Genomic DNA, 18,694 nt, shown 5'->3' on the forward strand with positions numbered 1-18,694 from the left:
TGGGACGCGCTGGAACGACCGGACCGGCGGGAGCGCCGGCGGGGGGTCAGCTCGGTCGGCTACCTGCGCTTCTGGGCCCAGCGGGCGGGGTGGCCGGTCGTGCCCCTCCTGCGCCTCCGCCGCGGGCTGCGGGTGGCCACCGTGGTCGCGTACGGCGGGCTCGTCCTCGTCTGGGTCCTTCCCGCGCTTGCGAGAGCGCTCGGATGGTCGTGATGCCGGACCGACCTCGCCGGAGCAGACTCGCGGCATGATCGGACGCCTCGAGAAGACCGTCATCGACTGTCCCGACCCGCCCCGGCTCGCGGACTTCTACTGCCAGGTGCTCATGCAGGTCACCGAGGACCGGGAGGACTGGGTGGTCATCGCGTCTTCGGCGACCCGGTAGGCCATCCGTTCTGCATCGTCTTCGGCCCCCTCGGCGGCTGAGGGGCCACACCCGCGCCCGTCAAAGCGCGCAGGCAGGTCCCGGGAGCACCGTGCATTCACCGGTGGCGCCGGCGCCCGGGGGTCGCGACGGTGGCCGGCAGGGACGTCCGAGCCGAAGGAGGCCGTCGTGGACATCTCCGGCTTCTGGCCGCTCCTGCTCGCCGGGCTCGTGGGCTCCTTCGCCCACGAGGGGCTGCGGGCGCTCTCGGCGTTCGTCGACGGAGTGCGACCCGGCGCACGTGAGCTCGCCTGGTCCACCCTGCTCCTCGTGCTGGGCGCTGCGGGCCCGCTGCTCTACGGCACCGGCACCCGCTCGTTCTTCGAAGCGGTGCAGCTCGGGGTGAGCATCCCGGCGATCGTCTCCCTGGGCTTCCGCGCGGCCACGCCCCAGAGCGTGCGCGCCGAGCCCCGCGGCGCGGGGTACCCGCGGTGGGCCAACTACCTGTCGTGGCGGTTCTGAACCGCCCGGACCGGTATGCCGCGCCGCGCCGTCGCGGCGGAAAACGCCGCCGGCTGCGCCGGCACCCGTGGCAGGGTCGTGGCATGACCCAGGTCCAGATCGAGCCCGCGGCCGCGGCCGACCTTCCCCGCCTGGTGCGGCTGGAGATCGAGGCGGGACAGCTGTTCCACACCGTCGGCCTGCACGAGGTGGCCGAGCACGACGCGACTGTCGAGGAGCTGCAGGAGCCCCTGGCCCAGCAGCGGGTCTGGCTCGTCCGACGCGACGGTGACGTCGCGGGATACGTCGTGGCCGAGGTGCTCGACGGCAACGCGCACGTCGCCCAGGTCTCGGTCGCGCCCCGGCACGGACGACAGGGGATCGGGCGCGCGCTGGTCCGGCACGTCGAGGCCTGGGGGCAGGCCGCGGGCCGCCCGGCCACGACGCTGACGACCTTCCGCGACGTCCCCTGGAACGGGCCGTACTACGCCGGGCTCGGCTACCGCGAGCTCCCCGCCGCCGCCATCGGCCCGGAGCTCGCGGCGACCATGGCTCACGAGGCGTCGATGCCCGGCATCGACGCCGAGGGGCGCTGCGCGATGGTCAAGCCCAACACGCGCCACGCGGCCGACGGACCGCCCGCGGGCGAACGCCCGGCGGGCAGCTGATCCGGTGACCGTCCTCGCCGAGGGGACCGACCGCGCATACCGGGGGCGGCATGCAGGACGGTGAGGGCCAAGGGCGTCTGTGTCTGCAGATCGTCGGTGCGGTGATCACGACCCTCCTGGCGGGGCTGGCCTGCTGGGTCGCCGCCCTCGTGGCGCGGGGCCGGGCGCTCGAGGACGCGTGCCTGAGCCGGGAGCCGTCCGAGCTGTGGGCGCCGGTGCGGCTGACGGCTGTGGTGCGGGGGAGGATCCCGAAGGGGTGGGTCACCTACCGGTGTGAGTCGGTCGCCGACCCGCGGTACGGCTACTTCTTCACCGACCTCGTGCCGCTGGTCGCGACGGTCATCGCGGCCGGCGTGTGGCTGGGGGCGGTCGTCCTGGTCTGGGCCGCGGCGCTGCGCCGTCGGCCCTCCGACTGACCGGCCGGACGGCGGGACCGAGGTCCGGCCACGGCTGCGCCACCGGGGGAGACCATCGTGATGTCGGCACGAGGGACGGGGGCACGTCATGCATGGACGACGACAGCGCGGCCGGACGCCGTGGTGGCGGGCCCGGCTCGTGCGCTGGGTGCTGGTGCCGGTGGTGCTGCTGCTCGCGTTCTTCGTCATGGCGGTGCGCAGCGGGTCCAGGCCGCTGGTCGACGTCCTCCGGCAGGGCAACAAGCGCGTGCTCAACCCGGTGATGCTCAGGCTGGCGGGCCGGCGGCACTGGTACGCCGCCAGGGTCGAGCACGTCGGGCGCCGCTCAGGGCGCTCCTACGCCACGCCGGTCGTGGCCGTGCCGCTCGAGGGTGGTTTCGCGATCCCGCTGCCGTACGGCACCGAGGTCGACTGGCTGCACAACGTCCAGGCGGCCGGTGAGGCGACCGTCGTCCTCGACGGCGTGCGGCACCGCGTCGGCGACCCGCAGGTCGTGCCGTCGGAGGCGATCCTGCCCGCGCTGCCACCCGAGTGGGCCATGCGGACCCGCTTCTACCGGTTCAGCCACTGGCTCCGCGTCACCGAGGCGACCTGAAGGAGCGGTCCGGCTGGGGTCGTCAGACCCAGTGGTTGTCGTGCCGCAGGAAGAACTCGGTGCGTTCCTGGTCGGTCATGGCTTCGCGACGGGCGGCGTCGAACAGCGTCTCGAAGTAGTCCTCCCGCGGCGCGCCAGGAGCGAACAGCAGCAGCATCGACGCCGGCTCGCCGGACTCGTTGCGGAAGCCGTGGATGCCGCCCACCGGCACGTGGAGGAAGTCCCCAGCCGTCGCGTCCACCCAGCCCCTGCCGTCGAACAGCCGCACGGTGCCCGAGAGGATGAAGAACGACTCGGACAGGGTGCGGTGGAAGTGGGGGTCCGGGCCGCTCACGTGCGGGCCGAAGTCCCAGCGGTAGAGCCCGAACTCGCCACTGGTCTGGGCGGTCGTCGCCAGGTAGTGCACCTGGTTGCCGCCCGGCTGGCCGAGCTCGGGGGCCTGGCCGGCCCGCCGCATCCAGGCGCTGACCTCGCCGGCCTCGCCGTGGTACCGCTCCGGTGGGTACGACATGGGCGGCTCCCCTCTCGTGGTGTCTGCGGCAGTCTGCCGCTCACGTCCAGATGGCGCAGGGGACGTCGTCGCTGAACCGTTCCGGCGGCGCCGGCAGCGAGCGCGCCAGCCCCGCGGCGCACCGGCTCGCGGACCAGGCGGCCGCGGCCGCGTCGAGCACGTCGTCGACTGCGGCCAGGGCGCCGGCCACGCCGAGGTCGTCTGGCAGCGGTATGCCGTGCCGCGCCAGCAGCGCGCGCCGCTCCTGGGCGCCGTCCCAGGTCTTCTTGCCCGCGGCCAGGGGGCCGCCGGCCATGGTCGCGAAGCTCAGCTCGGGATGGACCTCGACCACCGGGACCGCGCTGTCGCGGACGAGCGCGTCGACCTCGAGCACCTTGGTGCGCAGGGCGAACGCCTGACGGGAGAGGCCCTCGCCGGCCAGCTCGCGGTTGAGGGCGACCGCCTCGGCGAAGTCGGCGGTGAGCAGGGCGGGTCGCACAGGCGTGAGGAAGATGGACTGCCAGCGCGGCCCAAGAGCCTTGCGTGCCAACACATCCGCCTGGCGCCGGCCGGTGTCGGGCAGGCCGATCGGGATGTCGACCGCGACGCAGGCGAGCCCGCTGTCCCGCCCGGCCGCCTCGAGCAGGTCGGTGATCGTCACGCCGTGCACCGCCGTGACGCGCCCACCGTCAAGGACGATGCCGACCCAGCCGGTGCGGCACCCGTCGACGCCGAAGACCCGAACGCTCACCGGGCCTGTCTACCAGCCGCCGCCGGCCCGCGGAGGTGACGGCACGGCATACCCGGGAACCAATCGGCCCGGGCGCACATCAAGGTGAGCACCTACCTCGCCGGCCACTGGCCGGCACCGACCTCGGAGCGTTGTCCCACATGAAGATTCCTTCGATCGCGATCAAGCTCGTCGTGCTCGCCGCCGTGGTCGCGGCGGTCGTGACCGGCGGCATGGTGCTCACCTCGTTCGACCGGACGCAGGGCGGTGAGATCGCGGTCGTCCGCAACGGCGGGCCCTTCGACAACAACCGGATCCGCCAGATCATCGAGCCGGCCTCGTCGCGGACCTACACCGGGCTGTTCTCGCAGTCGCACAAGTACCCGGCGCAGCAGCGCTTCTACACGATCACCTCCGACGCCAAGCGTGGTGACCGGACCGGTGTCGACGTCGAGAACGACCCGACCGCCGACGGCGTGGAGATCGGCATCGAGGGCACGATCTACTTCACCCTCAACACCGACAGCAAGACCCTGATGGCCTTCGACGACAAGTACGGCACGCGCAAGTACCAAGGCCTGGACGGGCAGTACCGCGCCGCCTGGGACGGCGACGAGGGCTGGAGCTCCTTCCTCGACGCCATCGTGCGCCCGGTGATCAGCAACGACCTGCGCCAGCAGATCGGGGACTTCCGCTGCGCCGAGCTGCAGGCCTCCTGCGCGCTGGTGCAGAGCGGTGCCCAGCAGGCGGCGAACCCCTCGGCCGCAGCGGCGGTGTTCACCGGCGCCGCCGGCCGCCAGAACAACGTCAACATCCAGAAGATCCAGCAGGCGATCAACACCTCGCTCGAGGACGACCTGACCGCGACCCTGGGCGGCACGTTCATCACCAACGTGCGGTTCAACCTGGCCAAGATCACCCTGCCGGTGAAGGTGCAGAACGCCATCGACGACGCCCAGGCCGAGTTCGCCGGGGTGTCCAAGTCCCAGGCCAAGGTCGCCCAGGCCAAGGCGGAGGCGGCGGCCAACGAGCAGCGCCAGAACGGCTACCTCAAGTGCCCGGCCTGCGCGACCATCGACACCCTCAAGGCCATCCCGCCGACGGTGACGACGTTCGCCCCCGGCGCCGGCTTCGCGATCACCCCGGGCAGGTGAGCACCGCCGGTCCGGGCCCGTTCCCCGACGGCTCCGGACCGGCGTACTGTCTGCAGGGACGGGACCGTGCAGGTCCCACAACGGAGCCGACGATGTCCGACAAGTCCCCGCGTCACACCATGGCGAAGAAGTCCGGCAAGTCCATCAAGGAGAAGCGGGCCGAGAAGAAGGCCAAGGCCTCCACCGAGGCGAGCCACGAGTTCATCGCGGGGGCCCGGAAGCGCTGAGCGCCTCCGCCACCGCGGCGATGTCGGCGGGCCCCACGCGGCAGCACCCGCCGACCGCCGACGCGCCCGCGTCCAGCCAGTCGGCCACCTGCCCGCCGGTGAGGGCGGACGCGCCGGTCCACGACCGGGTCCGGGCGTCCCAGCCCTCCCCGGAGTTGGGGTAGACCAGCACCGGCTTCCCGGCCGTGGCCGCCGCCGGGAGCAGGTCGGTCACCTCCTCCGGGGCCGTGCAGTTGACGCCGACCGCGACGACGCCCTCCACCCCGGCCGCCATGGCGAACGCCTCGGCCGGGTCCTCCCCGCGTCGGGTCCGGCCGCCGGCGCAGGTCAGCGACAGCCAGGCCGGTATGCCGTCCAGCCGGCTCAGCTCCTCCAGCACCGCCTCCACCTCGGCCAGGCACGGGATCGTCTCGACCGCGAGGACGTCGGCGCCGGCCTCGGCCAGCACCTCCAGCCGCGGGCGGTGGAAGGCCCGCAGCCCGCGGACGTCCAGGTCGTAGGCGCCGGTGTACTCCGAGCCATCGGCCAGGGCCGCGCCATACGGCCCGACGGAGGCGGCGACGAACAGCGAGTCCGGCGACGCCATGCCCTCGCGAGCCCGGTCGGCGAGCCACACGCTGCGGCGCATCAGCGCCGCAGCCTCATCCCGGGCCAGGCCGGTCGCCGCGAACCCGGCGAAGCTGGCCTGGTAGCTGGCCGTCGTGGCCACCTGCGCCCCGGCGGCGTAGAAGGCGCGGTGCGCGGCCACGACGGCGTCGGGGTCGTCGGCGAGCAGCCGCGCCGACCACAGCGCGTCGGACAGGTCGTGGCCCTGCGCCTCGAGCTCGGTGGCCAGGCCACCGTCGAGGACCAGGCCACCCTCGGCCAGGGCACGTGCGAAGTCCGCCATGGCACCATCCTCACCCCTGACGGGACCGTTGGCCGTTGCGGAGCCACACGCGCCGGGCCACGCTCGAAGGCACGTGACCACGACGGAGGTGTCCTGACATGGCGGTGTGCGAGGTCTGCGGCAACGACTACTACATGTCCTTCGAGGTGCGCACGGTCAGCGGCCAGGTGCACATCTTCGACTCGCTCGAGTGCGCGGCGCACCGGCTCGCGCCGGTCTGCGAGCACTGCCGCTGCCGGATCCTCGGCCACGGTGTCGAGGTGGAGGGCCAGCTGTTCTGCTGCGCCCACTGCGCCCGGGACAGTGGCGCGCCCGAGGGCACCGCGATCCGAGACAGCGTCGGGGCGCACCCGGTCAGCTGACCGGCGTGCCGCCCGCGCGGCGTCACAGGTCGAGGGCGTAGACCTCGCCCTCGCGGCGGAACCCGATGCTCTCGAAGTAGGGCTCGACCATGCCCGGCGGCGTGAGCACCCGGCGGAAGCCGTGGTCGCGGAACAGCCCGCTGCGCCGGTAGACGAACTCGCCCGGCGCGAAGTCGCGGAACCGCGGCGTGACGTAGTCGAGGTCGACCTGCGCCGTGCCGGCCCCGGCGTCGCGCACCAGCACCACGCCGACCGTCTCGTCGCCGCGCAGCACGAGGAACGCCGCGCGCCCCGGGACGTCGGGGTCGTAGACCATGTCCGGGTTGAAGTGGCGGATGTCGCCCTCGTGGATGCGCAGGAAGTGGCGCAGGTACTCGTCGCGCGGTGAGACCTCGAGAACGGTGTAGGTCCCCTCGTCGTGCCGCCCGGCGAGCAGCCGGCGCAGGTGCACGACGTTGATCACCGCCAGCGTGACGTTGAGGCCGACCATGGGCCAGACCCCGACGATGCCGTTGTAGACGATGAGCACCAGGGAGCCGACGAGGTTGAGCAGCCGCAGCCGCAGGATGCGCGTCTGGAGCAGCGACCAGACGAGGACGGCCGACCCGACCCAGCCCAGCACCTCCAACCACGGCATGCCCTGGAGCGTATCGCGAGCCCTCGGGCCGCGGATCCGCCCCGCTCCCAGCGTGGTTCAGCCCGCTGTGCGCACGGTGGTGTCGCTGTGGGGGCCGATTCGGGGCCTGCCGCAGCCCACCCTGCGCAGGGGTCAGGAGGACAGGGCCTCGGTGAGCTGGTCGAGCATCCAGTCGAGGTCGTCCTGCTCGATGACGATCGGCGGGGCCAGCCGGATGGTCGAGCCGTGGGTGTCCTTGGCCAGCACGCCGCGGGCCAGCAGCCGCTCGGACAGCTCGCGCCCGCTCATGAGGGCGGGGTCGACGTCGACGCCGGCCCACAGCCCGCGGGTGCGCACCGCGGTCACCCGGTCGCCGACCAGGTCCAGCAGCCGCTCCCGCATCCGGGCACCCAGCTCGGCCGCCCGGGCCTGGTACTCCCCGGTCTGCAGCAGCCCCACCACCGCGTGCCCGACGGCGCAGGCGAGCGGGTTGCCGCCGAAGGTCGAGCCGTGGCTGCCCGGCGTGAGCACCTCGAGCACCTCGCGGCGGGCCACCACGGCCGAGACCGGCACGATGCCGCCGCCGAGCGCCTTGCCGAGCACATAGACGTCGGGCACCACGTCCTCGAGCTCGCAGGCGAAGGTCGAGCCGGTGCGCCCGAGGCCGGACTGGATCTCGTCGGCGACGAGCAGCACGTTGGCGGCGGTGCACATCTCGCGGACCTCGGCGAGGTAACCGGGCGGTGGGACGTGCACCCCGGCCTCGCCCTGCACCGGCTCGATGAGCACCGCCACGGTGGTCTCGTCGATCGCGGCACCCAGGGCGGCCGCATCGCCGTACGGCACGATCCGGAAGCCCGGGGTGAACGGGCCGAAGCCGGCCCGGGCCACCGGGTCGGTGGAGAAGCTGACGATCGTCGTGGTGCGGCCGTGGAAGTTGCCCTCGGCGACGATGATCGTCGCCCGGTCGGCCGGCACGCCCTTGACGTCGTAGCCCCACTTGCGGCTGACCTTGATCGCCGTCTCGACCGCCTCGGCGCCGGTGTTCATCGGCAGCACCAGGTCCATGCCGGCCAGCTCGGCCAGGTCGCGGCAGAACGGGCCCATGCGGTCGTTGTGGAATGCCCGGCTGGTCAGGGTGATGCGCTCCAGCTGCTCCCGGGCGGCGTCCAGCAGCACCGGGTGGCCGTGCCCGAAGTTCAGCGCGGAGTAGCCGGCCAGGCAGTCGAGGTAGCGCCGGCCGTCCACGTCGGTGACCCACGCCCCGGACGCGCTGGCGATGACCACCGGCAGCGGGTGGTAGTTGTGGGCGGTCACCGCGTCGTCGAGCGCGATGTCGCGCGCGGTCAGGGAGACCGGGTCAACCGTACGTCGCGAGGTCATCTGGCCCTCCGTAGTCACCGCCGGGCGTCACGATGGTCCCAGTATCCCCGGCGATGATCGCCTGCGCATCCTCCAGCCGCCCGATGGCGGCCATGTCCCCGGTGAGCTCGACGAACCGGCACACGGCGTCGACCTTGGGGCCCATCGAGCCCGCCGCGAACGCCTCCCGACGCAGCGCCGCGGGCGTGACCCGCAGGATCGGCGTCGCCGAGGGCGTGCCGAACCCGCGCTCGACGTGCGGGACGTCGGTGAGGATGAGCAGCACGTCGGCCTCGAGCGCCTCGGCGAGGACGGCGGCGGTGAGGTCCTTGTCGACCACTGCCTCGACGCCGGCGAGCTTGCCCTTCTCGTTGCGGATCACCGGGACGCCACCCCCGCCGGCGCACACGACGACCGCGCCGCTGGAGAGCAGCAGCCGGATCAGCCGGGTCTCGATCACCCGCTGCGGCGTCGGTGAGCCCACCACCCGCCGCCAGGAGTCCTCGCCCCCGTCCTGGTGGACCGTCCATCCCCGCGCCGCGGCCAGGCGCTCGGCCTCGGCCCGGGAGTAGACCTCGCCGACGAACTTGGTCGGGTTGGCGAACGCCGGGTCGTGGGCCAGGACCAGCGTCTGGTTGATGATGCTGGCGACCTGCCGCCCGGGCAGGGCGTTCTGCAGCGCCTGCAGCAGCCAGTAGCCGATCATCCCCTGGGTCTGGGCGCCCAGGACGTCGAACGGGTACGGAGTGGTCAGGTGCGGGTCGGAGGCGCTCTGCATGGCGAGGACCCCGACCTGGGGCCCGTTGCCGTGGGTCAGCACCAGCTCGTGGTCATGGGCGAGCGGCGCCAGGGCGCGCACCGCGCGGTCGACGTTGGCCTCCTGGGTGGCCGCGTCCGGCTTCTCCCCGCGCCGCAGCAGCGCGTTGCCGCCGAGCGCCGCCACGATCCGCATCGCTCAGCCGCCGAGCGTCGCGACGAGCACGGCCTTGATGGTGTGCATCCGGTTCTCGGCCTGGTCGAAGACGATCGACGCGTCGGACTCGAACACCTCGTCGGTCACCTCCAGCGCCTCCATCCCGGTCTGCTCGAAGAGCTGCTCGCCGACCGTGGTGTGCCGGTCGTGGAAGGAGGGCAGGCAGTGCATGAACCGCGTCGCCGGGTTGCCCGTCGCCTTCATCAGCGCCGCGTTGACCTGGTAGGGCTTGAGCAGGTCGATCCGCTGCTGCCAGAGCTCCTTCGGCTCTCCCATCGACAGCCACACGTCGGTGTAGACGAAGTCCACGCCGCGCACGCCCTCTGCCGGGTCGTCGGTGTGGGTGATCCGGGCACCGGTGCGCTCGGCGAGGGACCGGGCGCTCGCGATGACCTCGTCGTGGTTCCACTGCTGTCGCGGGGCGACCATGCGCACGTCCATGCCCATGAGCGCCCCGGCCACGAGCAGCGAGTTCCCCACGTTGTTGCGGGCGTCACCGACGAAGGCGAACGCGATCTCGCCGTCCGGCCTGGTGCAGTGCTCGCGCATCGTCAGCATGTCGCACAGCGTCTGGGTGGGGTGCCACTCGTCGGTCAGGCCGTTCCAGACCGGCACCCCGGCGTGCTCGGCCAGGGTCTCCACGAGCTCCTGGCGGGACCCGCGGTACTCGATCCCGTCATACATCCGGCCCAGCACCCGGGCGGTGTCCTTCATCGACTCCTTGTGCCCGATCTGGGTGCCGGTCGGCTCCAGGTAGGACACGTGCGCGCCCTGGTCGAAGGCGGCCACCTCGAAGGCGCACCGGGTCCGCGTCGAGGTCTTCTCGAAGATCAGGGCGAGGTTGCGGCCGGTCAGCAGCGGCCGCTCGGTCCCGGCATACTTCGCGGCCTTGAGGCTCGAGGCCAGGTCGAGCAGCCCCTTCCACTCCCGGGGAGTGAAGTCGAGCTCCTTGAGGAAGCTGCGCCCGTGCAGGTTCGGTGCCATCTAGATCCCGTCCCGGTCCACCGGGCAGGTCATGCACCGCGGCCCGCCGCGGCCCCGCCCGAGCTCACTGCCCTGGATCGTCACGACCTCCAGGCCGTTGCGGCGCAGGTGGGTGTTGCTGGTGACGTTGCGCTCGTAGGCGACCACGACGCCGGGAGTCACCGTCAGCACGTTGCACCCGTCGTCCCACTGCTCGCGCTCGGCGGCGCGCACGTCCTGGGTGGGGGTGAGCACCCGGATGTCGTCCAGCCCCAACGCGTTCGCGATGGCCCGGTGCATCTCCTCGGGTGCGTGGTCGGTCACCTTGAGCTCCTTGTCGGAGTCCCCGGGCTCGATCGTGTACGACGCGAGCATGCCCAGACCGGCGTACTTGGTGAACGTGTGGGTGTCGACCATGGTCATCACGGTGTCGAGGTGCATGAACGCCCGGGCCTTGGGCAGCACCAGCGCCACGATCTGCCTTGCCGCGCCGGCCGCGAAGAGCTCGTGGGCCAGTCGCTCGACCGCCTGCGGGGTGGTGCGCTCGCTCATCCCGATGAGCACCGCGCCGCGGCCGATGACCAGGACGTCACCGCCCTCCATCGTGGCCGGGCCGCCGACCGTCCCGTCGGACCAGACGTGGAAGCCGGCGTCGCCGAACTCGGGGTGCCAGCGGTAGATCGCCTCGTAGTGCAGCGACTCGCGCTGGCGCGCCTTCTTGCTCATCGAGTTGATCGCCACGCCGTCGTAGACCCAGCACGAGGTGTCCCGGGTGAACAGGTGGTTGGGCAGCGGCGCGAGCAGGAAGTCGTCGAGGTCCATGGCGTGGAAGGCCACCGACTTCGGCTCGTCCATGCGCTCGAGCGCCTCGCGCTTGGTGATGCCGCCGATGAGCATCTCGGTGAGGTCGTCGGCGTCCATCGCGTCGACCATGTCGCGCACCGGTTCCAGCGCCATCGGGCCGTAGACCCGCTCGTCGAGGACGTGCCCCAGGACGTGGTCGCGGGCCTCGGGCACGGCCATCGACTCACGCAGCAGGTGGTCGAAGTAGACGACCTCGACGTCGAGCTCGCGCAGCGTCTCGGCGAACCCGTCGTGCTCCTGCTTGGCACGCTTGACCCACAAGACCTCGTCGAAGAGCAGGTCGTCCTTGTTGGTCGGCGTCAGCCGCTTCAGCTCCAGGTCGGGCCGGTGCAGGATGGCCCGGCGCAGCCGTCCGACCTCCGACCCGACGTAGTACCTGCTGCCCATCACTGCCTCCGTGGCTCGGTCATGCGGCCGCGCTGGGAGAGGTAGACGGGGATGCCCACCAGTCCGGCGGCGCCGGTCATCAGGAACGGTCCCCACACGACCCACCAGCTGTCACCGGTGTTGCGTGAGTAGTAGATGAAGGCTAGCGAGAAGAACAGCGCGACGAACGCCACGACGAGGTCGCGCCACAGCCGCGCGGTGTGCACCCGGTGGTCGTCGTGCCAGCGCCACTTCAGCTGCGCCAGGGCCGAGAAGGCGTAGGGCACGGCCGCCGTGATCCCGGTCATGAGGACGAGGGTGGTGAACACCGTCGAGCCGGTGGTGCCCAGGTAGCTGACCACGACCGCCGCGGACGCCAGCGCGGTCGAGGCGACGATGCCGATTGCCGGCACCCGGCGCGAGGACATGCGCCCGAAGGCGGCGGGGAACAGGCCGTCCCGCGCGGCCGCCAGCGGCATCTCCGCGCAGATCATGGTCCAGCCGTTCAGGGCGCCGATGCCGGAGACGATGACCGCTGCCGCGACCACGTCACCGGCCCACGTGCCGCCGCCCACGATGTGGTTGAAGGCCACCGAGTACGACGCCCGGTTCTGCCCCTTGGCCAGGTCGGCCGCGGGGATGATCCCGAAGACGACGACCATGGACAGCAGGTAGATCACCGCGCTGGCGAGGGTGCCGAGGACCGTCGAGCGGGGGATGTTGCGCTCGGGGTCGCGGACCTTGCCCGCCGCGACGGCTGCGGTCTCCACCCCGAGGTAGATGAACAGGCAGATCGCCATGGCCCCGCCGATCGCCGACAGGTTCGTCTCGCCGCTGGTGTTCCACGGGGTGAAGCTGGCGCCCTTGATGAAGAACAGCCCGACGGTCGAGATCAGCGCCAGGGGGACGATCTTGAGGATCGTCGTGACGACCTGGAAGGCGGCCATGTTCCTCACACCCGTGAGGTTGACGGCGGCCGGGATCCACAGCCCGGCCAGCGCGATGACGATCGACCACCCGGCGGAGCCGCCCTTGTTGACGAAGTGCTCGACGTAGAACACGCAGCCCACGACGATGGCGGCGTTGCCGGCCCAGGCTGTGACCCAGTAGGACCACGCGTTGGCGAAGCCGACCCCGTTGCCGAAGGCGGCGCGCGCGTAGGCGTACGGACCACCGTCCGCCGGCATCCGGCGTGACATCACGGCGAACATGAAGGCCAGGGCCGCCGCGCCGATGGTCGCCAGGAGCAGGGCCACCAACGAGATCGGGCCGTAGGAGGCCAGCGAGTACGGGAGGCTGAAGATGCCGACCGCGATGATGCTGCCGACGACCAGCGCCGTCGACTGGGTCAGGCCCATCGCCCGCTCGGCCGGTGCGCTGCTGGGCCGCTGCCGCGGCAACGTCTCGTGGGCCATGGCGACCTCCCGCAGGCGACGACCCGCTCGCCCGACGGGCGGGTCCACCTCGATGTTCTTCCCGGGCCGGGCGTCTCCGGCATGCCGAAGGTCCTCCCGCGACGCGGGGGCCGGCCCGGCGGCCTAGAGGTGCCGGCCGAGCCGGGTGCGGCGCACCAGGAGGCTGCCCACGTCGAAGCACAGCAGCACCCCGCCGACGGCCACGACCAGCGCCTTGACCTCGGCGGCCACCGGGAGGGGCCGCAGCAGCACCGCCAGCGCGAGGAGCACCGGGGCCTGCAACAGGTATGCCGTGTAGGCGCCGCGCCCGGCGCGGCGCCACTGCGGGCCGTCGAAGCGCAGCCGGGTCTGTGCCATGGCCAGCAACCAGATGGGCCCGCAGACGGTGAGCGTGGCCTCCAGGGCGGCCACCCCCAGCGCATCCGGGTTCCACCCGCCGGCCAGGTCCGTGCCGGTGATCCGGGTCGGCCCGACCGCCACGACCACGGCGACCGCGACGAGGACGCCCACGAGCACGGCCCACCCCGTCCCGCGGCGGATCCCGGAGGGCACCGAGACCAGCCAGCCGTGACCCGAGGCCACCGTGCCCAGGGCGAACAGCCCCGCACACTCGGGCCACTGCCACACCTGCAGCCCCGCGACCTGGTTGGTGTCCAGGCCCAGCCAGAGCCGGACGGCGAACGTCCCCGCCGCCACGCCGGCCACGAGCAGCGCCACCGTGCGGCCGGTGGGCGCGCTGCCGCGGCGCGTGCGCGGTGAGGCTGAGACGACGCGCCACCACACGGCGTACGCGGTGGAGAACAGCAGCAGGACGGGCAGGAACCACAGGGGACCGGTGTCGAGGGTGGGCACGAGCCGGCGCAGGTCCTGCCACCAGGTCGCGCGGCTGTGCCGGATCCCGCGGTCGAGCCAGTGCACCAGCGTCGGGTAGATGAGCACCGCGAAGACCGCCCAGGGGACCCCGAGGCGCAGCACGCGGTCGCGCACGTAGGGGCCGGTGCCCTTGCGCTGCAACGATCCTGGCGTCAGCAGGCCGGAGATGAGGAACAGCAACGCGATGAGGAAGACCGCGAACGGGCCGACGACCGCCAGCACCACCGTCTGGGTCAGCCCGGCGAGGGAGGTCTCGCGGTAGTCCTGGTAGGTCCAGCCGAACTCGCCGCTGTAGCCGAGGATCCCGTGGCCGGTGATGATCCCGGCGACCAGCACCGTCCGGAGGTTGTCCAGGTAGGGCCAGCGCGCCGGGGCGACGGTCATGGCCGTGGCGGGGTGCTCGGTGAGCCGGTCGCCGGGGCCGGGGTGGCGCTCGGCAGCGTCGGGGTGGTGGAGGACGGCGTGGCGACGCTGCTCTCGGGCACGACCGGCACCGTGGCCGTCTGCACCCCGTCGAGGTCGCGGCACACCCGTCCGGTGGGGCGGTCCTTCTCGATGGTGCGGCCGTTGATCACGGTGACGTCGTCGTAGGCCGGCCGGCCCTCGATGAGGTTGCGGTAGGTGTAGCGCACCAGCGAGGTCAGGCCGCAGTCCTGGCCGAAGACCGCGATGTCGAACGCGTAGGGCTGGCCGGTGAGCTCACCGCCGGGCTCCTCGACGAGGTGGCTGACTGTGCCCCCGCCGGTGAACGTGCCCACGCCGATCCGGTTGCCGTCCAGCTCGTCGGTGTGGATGTGCCCGTTGACGAGCACGCCGGCGTGGTCCACGCCCTTGACCGCCGACGGCTCGTGGGACACGACCATGTCCGGCACGTCCCGGCCGGCGAAGGTGCGGTTGAACGCGTCCACGGACGGCTGCTGCTTGGCGGCGTTGTCCTTGTTGTCGTCGCCGAACCAACGCGGGTCGTTGAAGCCGGCGATGCGCACCCCGTCGATGGTCGCCTCGGTGAACGTGCCCGCGTCGGGCTGGAGCAGGATCACGTTGGGGATCCTGGCCATCCGCCGCAGGATCGCGCGGTCCGTGGGGCTGTTGGCGTCGTGGTTGCCCCGGACGAAGACGTAGGGCACCCCCAGCTGGGAGATGGACCTGAAGAGGCCTGCGGCCTCGGCCTCGGCGACGCTGCCGAAGTTGGTCAGGTCACCGCTGTCGACCACGGCGGTGATCCCCTCGTCCTTGATGACGCCCTTCATCACCGGGTACTGGTTGGCCCCGTGGATGTCCGACACCAGCAGGAACCGCGCCGCCGCGGGCTGGTTGAGCTCCTGGGGGACGAACTTCTCCTGCAGCGCCTGGCTGAGGGCGAGCAGGTTCTTGATGTACGGCGTGGCCTGGTTGGCCCGGGCCTCCACGTCCCCGAGCAGGCCCGCGTTGCGCCGCAGCGTGCCGAGCAGGCCGCTGGTCTTGTAGCTGCTGAGGTTCTGGGGCTGGTAGCTGTCCCAGACGCCGAGTCCGGTGCCGCCCACGGCGACGAGGACCGCGGTCCCGGTCGCGGCCACGTGACGCCACGACGGGCGCCGGCGCCGCCCGAACGTCACCAGGCCCACCGTCACCAGCCCGACGCCGACCGCGCCCGCCGCGAAGCGCAGGCCCACCCCCGACACCGCACTGGCCAGCGCGGCGCTGACCTCCGTGGTCGAGGGCTGCAGCGAGCTGATCGAGACGCGGCGGTCGTCGAAGACGTCGGTGATGTTCTCCTTCACCTCCACGGTCGCGTCCACGCCCGGCGCCGGCAGCAGGCTGGTGAACTCCAGGTCGATGTCGCCGAAGGACGTCGGGCTGTGCAGCGTCGAGGTCAGGGTCGGCAGGGCCGACAGGCGCACGTCGGCGCGGTAGTGCCTCGTCTCCACGGTGGTCGGGAAGAGGCTGGTGGTGGCGACCCCGCCGGCGTAGCAGGCGAGCGTCAGCCCCAGCACGGCCAGCACCGTCGGTGCCCATCGCCGGGCGCGCGGGCGCGCCCACGTGCCGGCGGCGCGCAGCCGCTGCCGCACCCCGCCGAGCCGTCCCCGTGTCGTGCGGGTGCCCGCCATGCCCCTCACTCTGCCAAACCTGGCGGCCCCGCACAGTCATGACCCGGTGTCAGTACGTGGCACCGCCGGGAAGTCCGACGGTCGTCAGGAACCACACTGCCGAGGTCAGCACCACGACGACGAGCGCGGTGAAGGTCAGGCCGCCGAGCACCGGCAGCGCCCAGCGGGGCATGCGGCTGTGCAGGGTCATCACCTTGGCCACGAACGCGCCGTAGAAGATGCACCCGGCCAGCGAGTGCACGAGGACGCGGGGCCGGTCGTACTGGAAACCCAGGGCCCACAGGCAGTGGTAGGCCACGGGCAGGCTGACCAGCACCGCCAGCCCGCCGGTCACGCGGTGGAACGTGCCCAGCCACGACGGCGCCGGCCCGGACCCGAGGTGGCCGAACAGGCGTAGCGCGGACCCCAGCTGGACCAGGGCGAGCAGCCCGGCGACCGAGCCGAGCCACACCTTCATCGAGACCAGGTCGGGGAACCCCAGGGTCGTGACGGGGCGGAACGTCGGCTGGTGCACCCGGCCATAGACGCCGAGCGCCACGGCGACCGCGGCGCCGACCGCCAGGGTCCCGGCGACACGTGCGGGCCGGGTCGTGGTCGTGGCCACCGGCCCAGCGTGACCCCGCCGCCCGCCGTGCGCCACCGTCAACAGGACGATCCCCACGGCGCACCCCCGGTGGGCCGCGCCACGGGGGCCGCGACCCGGCATACCGGGCGTCCCGGGACTGGCACCATGGGCCACGTGCGGATGTTTGCCGCGGTCGTGCCGTCGGAGCACGCCCTGGACGACCTCGAGGAGTTCCTCGGGCCGCGGCGCGAGGCCGGGCCCGGGCTGCGCTGGACCGCGCGCGACCAGTGGCACCTGACCCTGGCGTTCATGCCGGCGGTGCCCGAGCGCGCGCTGGACGACCTGCTGGAGCGGATGGCGCGCGCCGCGGCCCGGCGCACCCCTTTCGCCGCCACGCTGACCGGGGCCGGCGCCTTCCCGGACCCGGCCCGGGCCAAGGTGCTGTGGGCCGGGGTCGGTGGCCTCGAGCCCGAGGTGGAGCTGTCGCGGCTCGCCGTGGGTGCCCGGGCCGCCGGGGCCAAGGCGGGCGCCGACGTCGAGGGCCGCCGCTTCCACCCGCACCTGACCCTGGCCCGGGTCGGGCGGCCGGCCGAGGTGACCCGGTGGCTGCGGGTGCTGGAGACCTACCGCGGACCGGAGTGGACCGCGAGCGAGCTGGTCCTCGTCGAGTCCCACCTGGGCGAGGGTCCCCGGCGGCGACCGCGCTACGAGGTCGTGGAGACCTTCGCCCTGGGCGTGCACCGGTGAGCGGCCAGCCGACCGGCCGGCCCGCGCTGGCCCGCCGCCTCGGCACGGCCGACGCCGTCGTCATCGGGCTCGGCTCGATGGTGGGCGCGGGGGTGTTCGCCGCGTTCGGCCCGGCGGCCCGGGCCGCCGGGTCCGCCCTGCTGGTGGGCCTCGCGCTCGCCGCCGTCGTCGCCTACTGCAACGCGACCGCCTCCGCCCAGCTGGCGGCGCAGTACCCCACCTCGGGCGGCACCTACGTCTACGGCCGGGAGCGGCTCGGCCCGTGGTGGGGGTTCCTGGCCGGGTGGGGGTTCGTGGTCGGCAAGACGGCCAGCTGCGCGGCGATGGCGCTGACCTTCGCCGCCTACGTCGCGCCCGGGCCGTGGCAGCGCCCGGTCGGTGCCGTGGCGGTCGTGGCGCTCGCCGCGGTCAACTACCGCGGCGTGACCCGGACCGCGCGGCTGACCCGGGTCATCGTCACGGTCGTGCTCTGTGTCCTCGCCGTGGTCGTGCTGGCGTGCCTGGCCGGCGGCCAGGCGAGCCTGGCGCACCTCACCGAGCCGTATGCCGGCCCGCTGGGTGGGTGGTACGGCACGCTGCAGTCCGCCGGCCTGCTCTTCTTCGCGTTCGCGGGGTACGCCCGCATCGCCACCATGGGGGAGGAGGTGCGCGACCCGCAGCGGGTCATCCCGCGGGCGGTCCTGGTCGCGCTCGCGATCGCCGTCGCGGTCTACGCCGTCGTCGGCGTCAGCGCGCTGCTGGCCCTCGGACCGACCCGGCTGGGTGCCTCGGCGGCCCCGCTCGTGGCCGCGGTCGGGGCGGGCGGCTGGACCTGGGCGGTGCCGCTGGTCCGCGTCGGCGGCGCGCTCGCCGCGCTGGGGGCGCTGCTCGCCCTCATCGCCGGGCTGGGCCGGACCACCCTGGCCATGGCGCGCGAGCGCGACCTGCCCGGATGGCTGGACGCGGTCCACCCGCGGTACCGCGTGCCGCACCGGGCCGAGGTGGCCGTGGCCATGGTCGTCGTCGTGCTCGTCCTGGCTGTCGACCTGCGCGGGGCGATCGGCTTCTCCTCCTTTGGCGTCCTGACCTACTACCTCGTGGCCAACCTCGCCGCGTTCACCCAGACGGGGGAGCGCAGGCGGTTCCCCCGCTGGCTGCAGGTGCTGGGCGCGGCGGGCTGCGTCATGCTGGTGGCCACGCTGCCCCTGTCGGCCGTGGTGGTGGGGCTGGCGGTGTTCGGCGCCGGGGTGCTGCTGCGGCTGGTCACGCACCGCGTGCGCGCGCGCCGGACCACCGGCAGCTGAGCACGACGGCCAGCGGCCAGAGCGCCTGGGCCGCGGCCGCGACGCGCTCGGACAGGCCGATGGCCGGCCCACCGGAACGCAGCTCGAGCAGCAGCCACCCCACCAGGAGCCCGAGCGCCACGGTGGCGGCGACAGCGGTTGGCGGGCGCAGCGTCACCGGCGTGCCCGGGCGGGTGCGGGCGGC

General features: G+C 73.1%; 24 protein-coding genes. 11 read left to right on the forward strand and 13 right to left on the reverse strand.

The window, feature by feature from the left end; genetic code table 11:
- The 6 genes from VF825_RS04870 to VF825_RS04895 form a co-directional block, all read left to right on the forward strand.
- Window positions 1-213, forward strand: a 213-nt coding sequence (locus tag VF825_RS04870) for a hypothetical protein (RefSeq protein ID WP_331110728.1), incomplete at its 5' end; no start/stop codon positions are given.
- 34 nt (window positions 214-247) lie between these two features.
- On the forward strand, window positions 248-385 hold the full coding sequence (locus tag VF825_RS04875) for a VOC family protein (RefSeq protein ID WP_331110730.1): 138 nt from the start codon (window positions 248-250) through the stop codon (window positions 383-385).
- Between the two features lie 168 nt (window positions 386-553).
- Window positions 554-886, forward strand: coding sequence for a hypothetical protein (locus tag VF825_RS04880; RefSeq protein WP_331110732.1), 333 nt, complete (start codon window positions 554-556; stop codon window positions 884-886).
- Between the two features lie 83 nt (window positions 887-969).
- On the forward strand, window positions 970-1,533 hold the full coding sequence (locus VF825_RS04885; protein ID WP_331110733.1) for a GNAT family N-acetyltransferase: 564 nt from the start codon (window positions 970-972) through the stop codon (window positions 1,531-1,533).
- 101 nt (window positions 1,534-1,634) lie between these two features.
- The gene (locus VF825_RS04890) at window positions 1,635-1,949 is read left to right on the forward strand and encodes a hypothetical protein (RefSeq protein WP_331110735.1); all 315 of its coding nucleotides are present in this window, start codon (window positions 1,635-1,637) and stop codon (window positions 1,947-1,949) included.
- 88 nt (window positions 1,950-2,037) lie between these two features.
- Entirely contained in the window at window positions 2,038-2,544 is a 507-nt protein-coding gene (locus tag VF825_RS04895) for a nitroreductase family deazaflavin-dependent oxidoreductase (RefSeq protein ID WP_331110737.1), read from the forward strand.
- A 22-nt stretch (window positions 2,545-2,566) separates the two neighbouring features.
- On the opposite strand, the gene VF825_RS04900 is transcribed toward VF825_RS04895, so the two are convergent.
- Window positions 2,567-3,055: a cupin domain-containing protein gene (locus VF825_RS04900; RefSeq protein ID WP_331110739.1), complete on the reverse strand. Its 489-nt coding sequence runs from the start codon at window positions 3,053-3,055 to the stop codon at window positions 2,567-2,569.
- Between the two features lie 40 nt (window positions 3,056-3,095).
- The gene (locus VF825_RS04905) at window positions 3,096-3,785 is read right to left on the reverse strand and encodes a DUF429 domain-containing protein (RefSeq protein WP_331110741.1); all 690 of its coding nucleotides are present in this window, start codon (window positions 3,783-3,785) and stop codon (window positions 3,096-3,098) included.
- A 140-nt stretch (window positions 3,786-3,925) separates the two neighbouring features.
- On the opposite strand from VF825_RS04905, the gene VF825_RS04910 reads away from it, so the two are divergent.
- Both VF825_RS04910 and VF825_RS04915 read left to right on the forward strand, forming a co-directional pair.
- Window positions 3,926-4,918 (forward strand): SPFH domain-containing protein, encoded by a 993-nt coding sequence (locus VF825_RS04910; protein WP_331110743.1) that lies wholly within the window; start codon window positions 3,926-3,928, stop codon window positions 4,916-4,918.
- Between the two features lie 92 nt (window positions 4,919-5,010).
- Window positions 5,011-5,145 carry a hypothetical protein gene (locus tag VF825_RS04915; RefSeq protein WP_331110745.1) on the forward strand — a complete coding sequence of 45 codons (135 nt, stop codon included), beginning with the start codon at window positions 5,011-5,013 and terminating at the stop codon, window positions 5,143-5,145.
- Here the strand turns inward: VF825_RS04915 and mmuM are convergent.
- On the reverse strand, window positions 5,120-6,034 hold the full coding sequence (gene mmuM / locus VF825_RS04920; RefSeq protein ID WP_331110747.1) for a homocysteine S-methyltransferase: 915 nt from the start codon (window positions 6,032-6,034) through the stop codon (window positions 5,120-5,122). The two genes, VF825_RS04915 and mmuM, sit on opposite strands and share 26 nt — an antisense overlap.
- Before the next feature lie 98 nt (window positions 6,035-6,132).
- Between mmuM and VF825_RS04925 the strand changes: the two genes are divergently transcribed.
- On the forward strand, window positions 6,133-6,396 hold the full coding sequence (locus tag VF825_RS04925; RefSeq protein WP_141790585.1) for a Prokaryotic metallothionein: 264 nt from the start codon (window positions 6,133-6,135) through the stop codon (window positions 6,394-6,396).
- Between the two features lie 22 nt (window positions 6,397-6,418).
- Here the strand turns inward: VF825_RS04925 and VF825_RS04930 are convergent, their stop codons facing one another.
- The 9 genes from VF825_RS04930 to VF825_RS04970 form a co-directional block, all read right to left on the reverse strand.
- Complete coding sequence (locus tag VF825_RS04930) at window positions 6,419-7,033, reverse strand: YgjV family protein (protein ID WP_331110751.1); 615 nt, start codon at window positions 7,031-7,033, stop codon at window positions 6,419-6,421.
- A gap of 132 nt (window positions 7,034-7,165) precedes the next feature.
- The gene (gene rocD / locus VF825_RS04935) at window positions 7,166-8,395 is read right to left on the reverse strand and encodes an ornithine--oxo-acid transaminase (protein ID WP_331110752.1); all 1,230 of its coding nucleotides are present in this window, start codon (window positions 8,393-8,395) and stop codon (window positions 7,166-7,168) included.
- Complete coding sequence (locus VF825_RS04940; RefSeq protein WP_331110754.1) at window positions 8,373-9,326, reverse strand: carbamate kinase; 954 nt, start codon at window positions 9,324-9,326, stop codon at window positions 8,373-8,375. The genes rocD and VF825_RS04940 overlap by 23 nt, the downstream gene beginning before the upstream one ends.
- Window positions 9,327-9,329: 3 nt before the next feature.
- Window positions 9,330-10,331, reverse strand: a complete 1,002-nt coding sequence (gene argF / locus VF825_RS04945) for an ornithine carbamoyltransferase (protein WP_331110756.1) — start codon at window positions 10,329-10,331, stop codon at window positions 9,330-9,332.
- On the reverse strand, window positions 10,332-11,561 hold the full coding sequence (locus VF825_RS04950; protein ID WP_331110758.1) for an arginine deiminase: 1,230 nt from the start codon (window positions 11,559-11,561) through the stop codon (window positions 10,332-10,334).
- A complete protein-coding gene (locus VF825_RS04955) occupies window positions 11,561-13,003 on the reverse strand; it encodes an amino acid permease (RefSeq protein WP_331110760.1) in 1,443 nt (480 codons plus the stop codon). The genes VF825_RS04950 and VF825_RS04955 overlap by 1 nt, the downstream gene beginning before the upstream one ends.
- 75 nt (window positions 13,004-13,078) lie before the next feature.
- Window positions 13,079-14,212, reverse strand: coding sequence for an acyltransferase (locus VF825_RS04960; protein WP_331110762.1), 1,134 nt, complete (start codon window positions 14,210-14,212; stop codon window positions 13,079-13,081).
- Window positions 14,209-15,915, reverse strand: coding sequence for a metallophosphoesterase family protein (locus VF825_RS04965; RefSeq protein WP_331110764.1), 1,707 nt, complete (start codon window positions 15,913-15,915; stop codon window positions 14,209-14,211). Before VF825_RS04965 ends, VF825_RS04960 begins: the two co-directional genes overlap by 4 nt.
- 49 nt (window positions 15,916-15,964) lie before the next feature.
- Window positions 15,965-16,519, reverse strand: a complete 555-nt coding sequence (locus VF825_RS04970) for a DUF6529 family protein (RefSeq protein WP_331110766.1) — start codon at window positions 16,517-16,519, stop codon at window positions 15,965-15,967.
- Between the two features lie 141 nt (window positions 16,520-16,660).
- Between VF825_RS04970 and thpR the strand changes: the two genes are divergently transcribed.
- A complete protein-coding gene (gene thpR, locus VF825_RS04975; RefSeq protein WP_331110772.1) occupies window positions 16,661-17,227 on the forward strand; it encodes an RNA 2',3'-cyclic phosphodiesterase in 567 nt (188 codons plus the stop codon).
- Complete coding sequence (locus VF825_RS04980; protein WP_331110768.1) at window positions 17,224-18,510, forward strand: APC family permease; 1,287 nt, start codon at window positions 17,224-17,226, stop codon at window positions 18,508-18,510. Before thpR ends, VF825_RS04980 begins: the two co-directional genes overlap by 4 nt.
- On the opposite strand, the gene VF825_RS04985 is transcribed toward VF825_RS04980, so the two are convergent.
- Window positions 18,470-18,694: hypothetical protein (locus tag VF825_RS04985; protein WP_331110770.1), on the reverse strand; the 225-nt coding region annotated here is incomplete at its 5' end. The two genes, VF825_RS04980 and VF825_RS04985, sit on opposite strands and share 41 nt — an antisense overlap.

This window comes from Oryzihumus sp. (assembly GCF_036391795.1).
In the GTDB taxonomy this organism is placed as follows: Bacteria; Actinomycetota; Actinomycetes; order Actinomycetales; family Dermatophilaceae; genus Oryzihumus.